Below are 12241 nucleotides of genomic sequence, written 5' to 3' on the forward strand. Positions count from 1 at the left end.
CAATCCCTCCTTGTATAATCAACGTAATTGTTTAAGTTATTATGAAAATGAAAATGATTCATTTGATATCACAAATTTTACATGGCATTCTTTCATGAGTAAAATGCATAATAAGAATGTTTACTATTCCATTTGTCTATGAGAGGTGAGTATCAACCGATGGATATCCGCCATTTGCAATATTTTCTGGAAGTTGCCCGGCAGCAGAGCTTCACAAAAGCCGCCGAAGTTCTGTATATCACCCAACCTACCATCAGCAAGACGGTCAAGAGTCTTGAAGAGGAATTGGGTATCACGCTACTGGACCGTTATGGCAAAAAAGTGGAATTAACCGATGCAGGTCATGTGTTTTTTCGGCAGGCACTTGAGATTGAAAAATCATTCCGCAGTCTGTCGTCCGAATTGGACGACCTGATGAATTTGAAGAAAGGCCATCTGCGGATCGGCTTGCCGCCAATGGTAGGATCAAGCTTTTTCCCCATGATCATTGGTGAATTTCACAAAGCCTACCCGCAGGTGACCATTCAGCTGTTTGAGGATGGTGCCAAAAAAGTGGAGGCCGATGTGATCAGTGGTGCACTGGATATTGGCGTTGCCGTACTGCCAACCGTGGATGAACTGTTGGATCATTTTGTGTTTGTCAAAGAGAAGCTGAACCTGCTTGTACACCCTTCACATCCACTTGCGGGGAAAGAGTCGGTTGCGCTGCATGAACTGGAAAACGATGCCTTTGTGTTGTTTAGGGAGGATTTTGCATTGCATGACCGGATTATTGTGGCCTGTCAGCATGCTGGGTTCCAGCCCCGTGTGGTATATGAGAGCTCCCAGTGGGATCTGCTCAGCGCAATGGTTGCCGCCAATCTGGGTGTAGCTCTACTACCGGAAACGATCTGTCGTGAGGTAGACAACATGCGCGTGCGCATTATACCCGTGGTGGAACCGGTGATTCCATGGCAGCTCGGCATGATCTGGCGGAAGGACCGCTATCTGTCTTTTGCCACAAGAGAGTGGATCGGATTCACACAGTCGATGCTGGGTGAGTAAGGGAAGCGATCGGAAGGTTATTCTGTCATTGTAGTGCCCAGTGTAAACACTCTTTTGTTGACCCCGGATCGTTGTTACAATGGAAGCATAATCTTGATGGAGGTGTACGAACATGAAACTGCGGGTATCCGCTGTACAATACCAATTGCACACAATCAGCTCGTTTGAGCAGTTCGCCGCTCAGGCTGAGCATTACATACGGACAGCGAGCGAATACGGAACTGAATTTGTGCTGTTCCCTGAATTTTTCACAACGCAATTAATGTCCATTGGGGACAAACAAGGCAATGCTCTGACAATTGAGGATCTGCCAAACTTTACGGAGCAATATGAACAACTGTTCACGTCACTCGCTGCCAAGTACGGCATGCACGTCATCGGGGGAACCCACGTCATTCGCCGTGAAGGGAAGCTGTATAATACAGCCCACATGTTCTACCCGGATGGTCGCATCGCGCGGCAGGACAAGATTCACATTACACCAACCGAAGTCCAGGAATGGAACATGGCTCCCGGAGAGGGACTTGAGGTGTTCGACACGGACAAAGGCCGTATTGCGATGCTGACTTGTTACGATATTGAATTTCCGGAAATTGTACGGATGGCCAAAGCCAAAGGCGCAGACGTAATTTTCTGTCCTTCCTGTACGGACGATCGTCACGGATTCTACCGTGTGCGTTATACGAGTCATGCCCGCGCGGTAGAGAATCAGGTGTATGTTGTGTTAACCGGAACAGTGGGTAACCTGCCGACCGTTGATTTCATGCGTGCCAACTATGGACAGGCTGCAATTATTACGCCGAATGATATTCCGTTCCCGCCACGTGGCATTCTGGCCGAGGGTGAGATTAACAACGATATGATCGTGACCGCCGATCTGGATCTGGACTTGTTGTATGAGGTACGTGAACGTGGATCGGTAACGACCTGGCGTGACCGCCGTACTGATCTGTATACCGATTGGGAGTAGGCAACCTTATAGAGGTTGTTCAAAAAGCCCGCTTTTGATTACGAAGGATGCCTAGTGGCATCATCAGCATCGAATATGGAATTCAGCCGAAATGTCCGTTGCTCACGTAGTCTTCCCTACGCTCCGCTACTCCATTTCTAGCTTCATCCCATCTTCTCGGTACTGAAAACCGACCTTTTTGAACACATAATTAAAACCGAAGCGAAACAGAGTAGGGAATTCATTTTGTCAGTGGAAAGGGGTGAACCGGCAACATGTATACCAAAGAAATGCTGATCACCGATCCGGAGCGAAGTGGTAAAAGGGTAAAAGCAGTCGTTCGCAATTATGTTACTGCCGACTTTGAGGAACTCATTCGCATTCAGGCGGAGAGTTTCCCTCCTCCTTATCCGGAAGAACTGCTCTGGAGTCACGAGCAGCTCACCAGTCATGTACAGCATTACCCGGAGGGTGCCATCTGTATTGAAGTCGATGGAGAGTTGGCTGGCTCAATGACCTCACTACGGATGCAGTGGGACCCTGCACATCCAGCAAGTCATACCTGGGCCCAAGTAACGGATGACGGTTATATTCGTAACCACCAGCCGGATGGCAACACGCTGTATATTGTTGATCTCTGTGTTCGTCCAAAGTACCGCAAATGGGGACTGGCTCAGCTTATGATGCAGGCGATGTACCACCTTGTCATCGCTCAGGGGATGGATCGGTTACTTGGTGCTGGTAGAATGCCTGGTTATCATTTGGTTGCAGACCAACTGTCTGCGCAGGAATATCTGGATCAGGTAGCAGCGGGAGAGAGGCGTGACCCGGTGATATCGTTCCTGCTTCGCTGTGGCCGCATGCCTGTTGGTGTGACCGCAGACTATCTGGACGATGAGGAATCCTGCAACTATGCAGCCCTGATGGAGTGGCAGAATCCGTTCAGATAAAGAAATGTTAAATGAAATACATTATCAATCGAGGGGGTATTTATCCATGGAATTCACGCGCATTACATCCATTAAAGATCCATTGTTTGCCCAAATGCACAAGTTGATGCAGGAGATTTTCCCGCGGGAAGAAGTGCTGGACTTCCCCTTTTGGGAAGAACCGCTGGAAGATCCGGGTATTCGGGTGTTCGTGGCTGTACATGAGGGACAGGTTGTTGGAGCGACGGAGTACCGTTATTACGAGGACTGGAACGTAGCCATGACGGACTTCACGATTATTGGGCGTGAAGGTCTGGGGATCGGCAGTTTCCTGGCGAATCACCGCAAGCGTGATCTGCAAAAGCTGGCTGCAGCAAACGGGAAAGAATTGTTCGGTATGTTTGCCGAAATCTACAACCCTTATCTGAGTCAGGATCACGAGTTTGGCGGCATCAAGCCGATGGACCCGTATGTGCGTCGCGAAGTTCTGTCCCATCTGGGATATCAGCGTCTGGACTTCCCATATGTTCATCCATCTTGGCAAGGTGACGGTGAAGCGGTTGGCGGCTTGGACCTGTGCTTCATGCCAGGTGATGAGTCGCTTGGTGAACTGCCAGCAAGCCTGGTGGCTGATTTCCTGAATCGATATTATGCAGTGCTTCCTAACAAACCACAAGAATGGCTTGCCATGGTAGAGCAATTGACTGCTCGCAAGTCGGTTGCGCTACTGCCGTTGTAAACTGGACGGGATAGAACATTAAATCATAGTGGCGTTGCAAGTACCTTGAAGAATGATGACAGATGCAAAAAGCCCGTAGAACAGGCCATTATTGGACCTGATTTCTACGGGCTTTTTCTATTTAGTTCAAGGTTGAGATTGAGCCAATGTAAGTTGGTTTTAAAATATTTTCTTTAAGAAGTGGTGAATGAGCTCATGGATCTCTGTCACATGTGTTTCGAGAGCAAAATGCCCAGTATCAAGTAAATGTACTTCTGCAGATGGGATATCACGCTTATAAGCTAAAGCTCCAGCAGGAAGAAAAGCAGGATCATTTTTACCCCATACAGCTAGAAGAGGAGGTTGATAATTGCGGAAATAAGCCTGAAATTCAGGATAAAGATCCACGTTTGTTCTATAATCGAGGATTAAATCCAGTTGGATTTCTTCAGCTTCCGGGCGTGACATGTAGGCAATATCCAGTGAATATCCGTCTGGTGAAACAAGGCTAGCATCAGTTCCATGAAGATACTGAAAGTTACGGATAGTTTCGGGGGTTAAGGAATCACGACATGCTTCACGATTTTCAGGTGTTGGAGAGTGCCAATACATCTCCCATGGTCCCCATGCGTCACTAAACCCTTCGACATATGCGTTGCCATTCTGACTAATAATGGCTTGAACTTGTTCCGGGTGAGCCACTGCCAAGCGATAACCGACAGGTGCCCCATAATCAAACACATACATTACATATTTCTTAAGAGCTAATGCTTCAGTGAAACCTTCAATAACTCGAAACAGGCTGTCAAATGTGAAGTCAAACTGACTACGCGGTGGAGTTGTTGTGCGACCAAACCCAGCAAGATCAGGGGCAATGACACGGTATTGTTCTGCCAGTTTGGGAATAAGGTCGCGAAACATATGACTAGAGGATGGAAACCCGTGTAATAGTAAAATAACTTGGCCATCCTTAGGCCCGGCTTCACGGTAAAAAACTTCGACATCTCCAACTTTCTGGTGCTGATAACTAATCTTCATTTTTTTACATCTCCTTCTGGATTCATTAAGAAGTCCAATATTATTTCTCTTACTTACTTGTACAACTGGTGATGACGTGTTTTTATTGTATAATTAATATGTTTATTTGAATAATGAATAGATTGAATGCTAGCTATTTTAAATCGAAATACAAAAGGGTGAAAGATATGATAAATTCCTTAGAGGGTCGTTTTTTTCAGGCATTTATTGCTTTGCTTGAAGAGAAGAGTTTCAGCCGAGCTGGGGAGCGCTTAGGTTATGTCCAGTCCACAGTAACAACTCATATTCAACAGCTGGAGAAGATCTGCGGACAGAAGTTGTTTCATCGATTTCCACGAGGGGTGGAACCTACGGAAGCTGGAAAAGTATTTTCCAAATATGCTTATCAGTATGTCCACTTAAGTGAATCCCTTAAAGAAAGTATGAATGATATGAATCAGCCGTGCGGAACAATAAATATTAGACTACAGGAATCCTTTTTTCTTACACGCATGCTTCCATTTGTACAGGAATATACGAGAAACTTTCCAAGCGTAAATTTACGTGTTGAACAAGGGGCGCATCAAGATATTCTAAAAAGTGTGCTGGGTTATGCCCTGGATTTTGGCATTGTTCCTCAAAACCCTGAGCGACATGACATTCTCTTTTATCCGATTATGGAAGAGACTATTGTTTTTGTTGCATCTGAGGATTTGGTTTGGAAAGTGGAAAGTGTAGGGGCGCAGATTCTAAATGACGAGGTGTTTATCAGTAACGGCACATCTTGTTTGTATCATACGACTGCTGTAGATGTTCTAAAGAATGAAGGGATTGTGGTTAAGGATGCGTTAGAGCTTTCAAGTCTTGAGATGATCAAGGAACTTGTATGCTGTGGAAAAGGTTTTGCCTTGGTCCCTAAAATAGCGATCAAAAACGAACTAAAGATGGGTAGATTAAAAATTCTTCCTTTTACTTCTAAAATAAGCTTTACGCATGGTCTGATTGTTCATAAAAATCGAGAGCGTAGTTTTACTGCTGAAAGTTTCCAATCGGAACTACTGAAATATTTTAAAGAATATTGATCCATCAGCTCTTGTAGCCTTCTGAAATGGAAAAGGGTTGAATGCCGATTGTGTGTAATTCAAATAACGCACATGTTCATCCTTGCAGGATTGATCATGTACGTTATAGATGTGTAATCTTGAAGAAACTTCAGTACTTGGTGATTCACTATGAAGCTCTTTTTAGAATATTAGAAAAATAAAATCAGTTCGCGTCCTTTCGATCCGGTAGTTGGCTCAAATAACTGTTGGACAAGTGTGCAAGATCCAATGCTCGATCATATTGTTCCTTCGTTATAAACCGTGAAGAAGACTGCCAATTGGGTGTGGCTATAGCTGGAGATTCCTCATCTCCCGAAATCTTCGATATCTCTTCTGAAGGAACACCCGTCTGCTGTTGCTCGGCATCTTGTCTGCCCGCATCAGCTAGGGAATAATGTGTTCCGTCCCCGTATCCTTTCGCCGGAATGAAGAGAGAAGCATCGTTTAGCACCGACCCGGAGGGAAGGTAATAACGTTCGGGTAGCAGATTTCCACCTTCGTGTAACAAATCCTGTCCGAAGTGTAATTGGTCCTTCAGCGATACACCGGTGAGTCCCGCAATCGTTGGCAGAATGTCCACCTGGCCTCCGATCTGTTCCAGTTGTACACCGGGGGTAACGCCCGGGGCCGAGATAATGAGTGGAATATTAATCATATCTGCTGATGTGTATTCCCGACCATACAATTCTTTCATAAGGACTTTGTCATCCCGATCCAGTGAGTATATGGGAAGTCCCAGGTGATCCCCGTACAAGACAAACAAGCTATTTTCCCATAATCCCCGTTCTTTCAATCCAGCAATCAACTGTCCAACCGCCTGATCCGCATAATGCTGTGATATCAAATAATCACCGGGCAATGTATCCTTGTAACGCTCTGGCAGCGTCAGCTTCACCTTGTTTTTAGGCAAAGTGTACGGGTGGTGGGCTGACATGGAGATGATATGGGCATAGAAGGGATCGCCCGAAGACTGCATGGATTCCAGCTTATCCAGTGTTTTGGAATACAGTACTTCATCCGAGGCCGAAAAGGCGATAGAGTCCTGTGTGCCGAAATAATTAATATCATAATACTGGTCGAATCCAAGTGCCTTGTATAACTGATCCCGATTCCAGAAACGAACATCATTTGTATGGAATGTGGCTGTCTGATATCCGTTTGCTGACATCAGCTTGGGTAGACTCGGCAGAGCTTTATCCGCATATACAGTTGTTGCTGCCCCGTTCGGTGGGGTGTAGAACGATGTGTTCACAACAAATTCTGCATCCGATGTATTTCCCTGTCCCACTTGCTGATAAAAGTTCGGAAAATACAGGCTCTGTCTAGCCAATTGATTCAGATTAGGCGTAATCTCTTGTCCATCTACCTCTAATCCAATCAGAAAGTTCTGAAACGATTCCAACTGGAGCATAATCACGTTGCGTCCGCTCGCGGCACCCTGCTCCACAATTGCAGGAAGTTCGGTCGTTTGTTTCAGCTGGTCGATGTCAGTCTGATCAATGTGAGCGATGGGCACAGGTTTATCAGGTCGATCCAGGATGGTATACGCCTCGTAACCGAGGATGCCCATCTGTTCTGCTTGTGTAAGCTCACTCATGCTGGCCCGATTGGGATAGATGTTAAGCATGCACAGGATCATGGACAAGGTCAGTATGACCGAGGCAACCCGTCTTCTGGCACGTCGTTCAAGCGGAATGCGGTTCGGACGTTCTGTACTCCCGAGCTTGATCCGACGACGAATGAGTATCCCCCCGATAATCAGAACGTCTGCAAAAATAAACAAATAATAGGGGTCAAGCAAAGAAAACATGCTGCTCTTGACCGAGGTCACCTGATTCACCTGTGCCAACGCATGATAGTTAACGATTACGCCATAGTATTTGTAGTACATGATGGCTGCAAAGAAAATCCCAGAGAGCAGCAAATTCATGGCAAGGTATATCCACATTCGCCGCTTGGCAGCAAACCACTCGATTAGACAGAAGCCGATCCAGATGAGCGGCAATTCGGTCAGCAGTGGTTTCCAGACAGGGATGTCATCAAAGATAACAATCCAGGCCAGTGAACTTTTGATCATCATGATAATGGTAAAGAATATAAACGGTCCGCTTAGAAATCGGGTGAGTGAACTGCGTGACAAGGTACCGCCTTCCCTTCCGAAGTTTCATTTAACAAGTATTATCCTATCTGAGCATGGCTGTGTCAAAAATGAGAGCCTTCTACAATTGACGGCAAAAAACCTCTTCCATGCAGGAAGAGGTTTGAAAAAACATGGGCCACTGCGATAAAAGCCAGATGCGACCCAATTTCGTTAGTCTATAGTGTACGTTGTGACGTAAGAAGGTCTGGGGAACATGGTGGGCTTCTGTGCGGTCAGCCCTTCGCTTGTACTGCGGTTACGGTGAGCGTGACTATATGCTTGGGATTCCTGCCAGCCTTTGAAATGTTCCTCCGACTGCCAGAGTGTAAGTACGACATATGTGTCATCCTTCAGAGGACGAAGCACACGAATACCGACAAAGCCAGGCTCGTCTTCTACCTTGCGGGCACGGTTCTTAAACCGTTCTTCGAAGTCGTTACGACCATCCTCTGTGACAGGGATATTGTTGAGAACAGCGTAACCACCGCCAGTCCAGGAGCCTGCGGCATCAAAAGCTTCATATGCGGCTACTTTATCATCAGACTCAATATTCATCAGGCGTTCTGCGGATTCAATAGCCAGACGCACGTGCTCTTCGCTTCGCAAAGTCAGATGCGGGTATGCAGCAAGTGCATCCGGAATCGGTGAAGGAACCAAATAGATATACATAGAAGCTGCCTCCTCATATAAATACAATCCATGTAAGTTAAACTATACGTTTACACGAGAACGCAGAGGACAGAAATAACCTGAAGAAGCGAAGTGTGCGCCTGAAAGCTTTCTGAAAGAAAGCTACATCGGAAGCATACGCTATCACCGGATTTTCCCCATTAAGGGGGGATCAAAAAAAATCTGGGGATAACAGCGATCGGAAGGTTGTTCTGTCATCGGAGTGGCAAGTGTAACATTAACTAGTTCAACTTATATACCTCAACATAGCATATGGGAATCGGTGAGTCCAATCGGTTCACATGTATCGGACAGGTGGGCTAATTTCGAGCTGAGTAGTATAGGTTTGCCGCAATAGAAGATAAACAATGAATGACAAACACTGCAGTAATAATGAAAAAGGAAAGCGATATCCCGTCTAGCATAACTACGAGGATCCAAGCCAGAGCAAGACTGATAGTGGTCGCATTCCAGGAGAAGGCTTTTGCTCTCGTGATACAATAGAGGTACCGCTCATCCAGTCCGTTGTGCTTTCTTGCAATCAACCTTGTGAAAAAAATAATGAGTATTGCAAATAACAAACCAGCTACAATTCCACCGATCCCGATCATCCGATTCAGTAATTCAGAACTCAATATTCTCATCTCCTTCAAAAATAAATAATTCCTCGATCTGACAGCCAAATAATTGGGCAAGCTTGTGAGCAAGCACAAGAGAAGGTTTGTACTTACCGGATTCCAACGATATGATGGTCTGCCTGGAGACCTTTAGGCGTTGAGACAGTTCTTCCTGTGTGATGTGCATATGTATTCGTTTGTCTCTGATTAGATTTTGCAAGTATATCCTCCCATAAGTAAAGTTCGCTTTACGTAAAGTTAACTTTACTTATGCGACGATGGAATGTCAATCTCTCTTTATAATATTTCCACTTCTTCGAGGTGGTGCTGTGTCCAAAAGCATATTTCATGATAAAGTATAATCACTACAAACAGAACGGGTGATCGTATGACAACAACAATTCGGATATCGGTTAGACCTTTGGTGGAGTATGTGTACCGCAGCGGCAGCATACGTCCAGGGTTCCGTACCAATGCCTCGATGCAGGAGGGAACTCGAATTCATCAGCGGGTACAGAAGGAGTACACCGAAGAGGATCTGAAAGAGATTGTGCTCGAAGCTGAGATTCAACATGGGGATCTGACCTATGTGGTGGAGGGACGATGTGATGGCCTGATCCGGTTGGAGGGTCGGTTGACGGTGGATGAGATCAAATCAACTGCGGGCAATCTGGATGATCTGGGAGAAGGTCTTCCCGTACACTGGGCGCAGGCGATGATGTATGCCTATATGTACGCCGTTCAGCAAGACGAACCACGTATGCAAGTGCAGTTGACGTATGTGCATTCGGTTACCCATGAAGAAAGACGGTTTCGCCGAATGGCAGAACGACAGGAACTGGAGCAGTTTGCGGCAGAAGTGATTGCCGGTTATGCGCCATATGCAGAGATGATCGCTGCATATGAAGAAAAGCGTGATATCAGTGTGAAAGAGCTGCCGTTTCCTTTTCGCAAATACAGGGAGGGACAGCGAAAGCTGGCAGGAGCCGTTTACAAAACAATCCGTGAGGGTCAGGGATTGATGGCCAAAGCACCAACAGGCATTGGTAAAACGATGTCCGTACTGTTCCCCACGGTCAAAGCGATTGGCGAAGGCGAAGCAAGCCGATTGTTCTATCTGACCGCGAGGACGACGACACGGGTGGCGGCGGAAGAAGCTTTTGCCCGGATGCAATCGGAAGGATTGAAGATGCATGTGATCAGTCTGACCGCGAAGGACAAGATATGTTTTAAAGAAGAGGAAGCTTGTGATACGGGGCAATGCGGCATGTGTGAAGGATATTATGACCGTATTAACGGGGCCGTGCTGGACATGCTGGAACATGAGACGTTGATGACACGTCCGGTCATCGAGCAGTATGCGCGCAAACATCGGGTGTGCCCGTTTGAGTTTTCACTGGATGCGGCGTATGCAGCCGATGCGGTGATCTGCGATTATAACTATATTTTCGATCCGAGGATCTCTCTGAAAAGAATGTTGGAGGAGCAGAAACGCAAGACGGTGTTATTGGTGGACGAGGCTCATAATCTGGTCGATCGTGGCCGAATGATGTTTTCCGCTGAGTTGGAGAAGGCAGTATTTCTGGATGTGAAAAGAGAGTTCCAGTCGCTGGACAGCAGTGTGCCTGCTGCCAAAGCCATTGTTGACTACACCGGGGCCATTGATAAGTATCTGATTACCCTTCGGAAAAACGGTGGAGAAGAAGGAAAGATCATCCAGCAGGAAGCACCGGAGGAACTGATTGAACGGCTGGAGCCTTTTGTCATGGTCGCGGAGCAATGTCTTGTTGAAGGTGGTTCGGGGAATGCCGAGACGGATCAATTGCTGTTGGATGCCTACTTTACGGCACAGAATTTCCTGCGTATTGCCAAGCTGTATGATGAACGTTTTATTACGTATGCAGAGTGTGTTCGAAGTGAAGTGAGAGTGAAGTTATTCTGTCTCGATCCTTCGGTACTGCTTCGTCAGACAGCCAAAGGATTCCGCTCGCTCATTCATTTCTCAGCTACATTGTCACCCCTTCGCTATTATCGGGATATGCTGGGTGCAGAGGAAGAGGATTATACATTGCAGATTCCATCGCCATTTCAGCGTGAACAACTGGATGTAAGGCTTCTGCCCTTATCTGTGCGATATAAGGACCGGGAGCAATCCCGGCGCCCCATTGCAGAGATGCTGCAACAGTTGGTAAGTGAATGGCCGCGCAGCAATCTGATGGTCTTCTTCCCTTCCTACCCTTATATGCGCGAGATATATGAGACCTATGCACAGCTTCCAAGTGAAGCGGATACGGTTATACAAAAGCAAGGCATGAACGAACTGGAACGGGAGCAGTTTTTGGATGGTTTCCAACCCAATCCTGAACGAACACGATTGGTATTTGCCGTCATGGGTGGCGTATTCTCTGAGGGTGTCGATCTGCCGGGAGACCGTTTGAATGGCGTCGTTGTGGTAGGTGCGGGGCTGCCGCAGATTGGTCTGGAGAACAACGTATTACGTGATTACTATGATCGGACAGGACGCAACGGATTCAATTATGCCTATATTTTCCCCGGTATGAATAAGGTGCTGCAGGCGGGTGGACGGCTGATTCGGACGGAGGAAGACAGGGGTGTGTTGGTGCTGGTCGACGATCGGTTCACGCAGGAACCCTATCGTTCCCTGTTGCCCGAGGAGTGGCGGGACTATAAACGAATTTGATGAACGAACTACGAATGAAATGATGCATGTATATAAGTTGAACTAATCATTTACACGATAACGGAGAGGACAGAAAAAACCTGAAAAAGCGAAGCGTTCGCCTTTATCCTCGGATTTTCCCCTTCGAAAAAGGGAATCAAAAAATCTGGGGATAACAGCGATTGGAAGGTTATTCTGTCATTGTAGTGTCAGTGTAAATAATCTTTGTTCAGCTTATACAGCATATATTTTTCGATTTTCTTTCCTTTATATGATTGAAGGGTAGGGTGAAAGGGTTATAACTTGGTTAGCAACGAACGAACAACGGCGATTACCCTATCCGTTCCGCGGTCCGCTTCGATAGCAATCAAGGAG

At 46.5% G+C, this 12241-nt stretch carries 11 protein-coding genes; 6 read left to right on the forward strand and 5 right to left on the reverse strand.

Features of this window, described 5'->3' with window-relative positions; translation table 11 throughout:
- Positions 1-159: 159 nt before the first annotated feature.
- From MHB71_RS27095 to MHB71_RS27110, 4 genes are all read left to right on the forward strand, one after another.
- On the forward strand, positions 160-1044 hold the full coding sequence (locus tag MHB71_RS27095; RefSeq protein ID WP_036612948.1) for a LysR family transcriptional regulator: 885 nt from the start codon (positions 160-162) through the stop codon (positions 1042-1044).
- A gap of 112 nt (positions 1045-1156) precedes the next feature.
- Positions 1157-2014 (forward strand): carbon-nitrogen hydrolase family protein, encoded by an 858-nt coding sequence (locus MHB71_RS27100; RefSeq protein WP_036612939.1) that lies wholly within the window; start codon positions 1157-1159, stop codon positions 2012-2014.
- Positions 2015-2268: 254 nt separating this feature from the next.
- Positions 2269-2943: a GNAT family N-acetyltransferase gene (locus MHB71_RS27105; protein WP_339284639.1), complete on the forward strand. Its 675-nt coding sequence runs from the start codon at positions 2269-2271 to the stop codon at positions 2941-2943.
- Between the two features lie 46 nt (positions 2944-2989).
- The gene (locus MHB71_RS27110; protein ID WP_340028154.1) at positions 2990-3661 is read left to right on the forward strand and encodes a GNAT family N-acetyltransferase; all 672 of its coding nucleotides are present in this window, start codon (positions 2990-2992) and stop codon (positions 3659-3661) included.
- Between the two features lie 159 nt (positions 3662-3820).
- Here the strand turns inward: MHB71_RS27110 and MHB71_RS27115 are convergent, their stop codons facing one another.
- The gene (locus MHB71_RS27115) at positions 3821-4678 is read right to left on the reverse strand and encodes an alpha/beta hydrolase (RefSeq protein WP_036612931.1); all 858 of its coding nucleotides are present in this window, start codon (positions 4676-4678) and stop codon (positions 3821-3823) included.
- Positions 4679-4845: 167 nt separating this feature from the next.
- On the opposite strand from MHB71_RS27115, the gene MHB71_RS27120 reads away from it, so the two are divergent.
- A complete protein-coding gene (locus MHB71_RS27120) occupies positions 4846-5739 on the forward strand; it encodes a LysR family transcriptional regulator (protein WP_340028155.1) in 894 nt (297 codons plus the stop codon).
- 184 nt (positions 5740-5923) lie between these two features.
- Here MHB71_RS27120 and MHB71_RS27125 read toward each other — a convergent pair whose 3' ends face one another.
- From MHB71_RS27125 to MHB71_RS27140, 4 genes are all read right to left on the reverse strand, one after another.
- Positions 5924-7900, reverse strand: coding sequence for an LTA synthase family protein (locus MHB71_RS27125; protein ID WP_340028156.1), 1977 nt, complete (start codon positions 7898-7900; stop codon positions 5924-5926).
- Between the two features lie 171 nt (positions 7901-8071).
- On the reverse strand, positions 8072-8569 hold the full coding sequence (locus tag MHB71_RS27130) for an antibiotic biosynthesis monooxygenase (protein WP_340028157.1): 498 nt from the start codon (positions 8567-8569) through the stop codon (positions 8072-8074).
- Between the two features lie 320 nt (positions 8570-8889).
- Entirely contained in the window at positions 8890-9204 is a 315-nt protein-coding gene (locus MHB71_RS27135; RefSeq protein ID WP_339180267.1) for a hypothetical protein, read from the reverse strand.
- Positions 9194-9406, reverse strand: a complete 213-nt coding sequence (locus tag MHB71_RS27140) for a helix-turn-helix transcriptional regulator (protein ID WP_036612923.1) — start codon at positions 9404-9406, stop codon at positions 9194-9196. The genes MHB71_RS27135 and MHB71_RS27140 overlap by 11 nt, the downstream gene beginning before the upstream one ends.
- A 168-nt stretch (positions 9407-9574) precedes the next feature.
- Here MHB71_RS27140 and MHB71_RS27145 point away from each other — a divergent pair, with 168 nt between their 5' ends.
- A complete protein-coding gene (locus MHB71_RS27145; RefSeq protein WP_340028158.1) occupies positions 9575-11887 on the forward strand; it encodes an ATP-dependent DNA helicase in 2313 nt (770 codons plus the stop codon).
- The last annotated feature ends 354 nt before the right edge of the window (positions 11888-12241 follow it).

Source organism: Paenibacillus sp. FSL H7-0940 (genome assembly GCF_037979415.1).
GTDB lineage: Bacteria > Bacillota > Bacilli > Paenibacillales > Paenibacillaceae > Paenibacillus > Paenibacillus amylolyticus.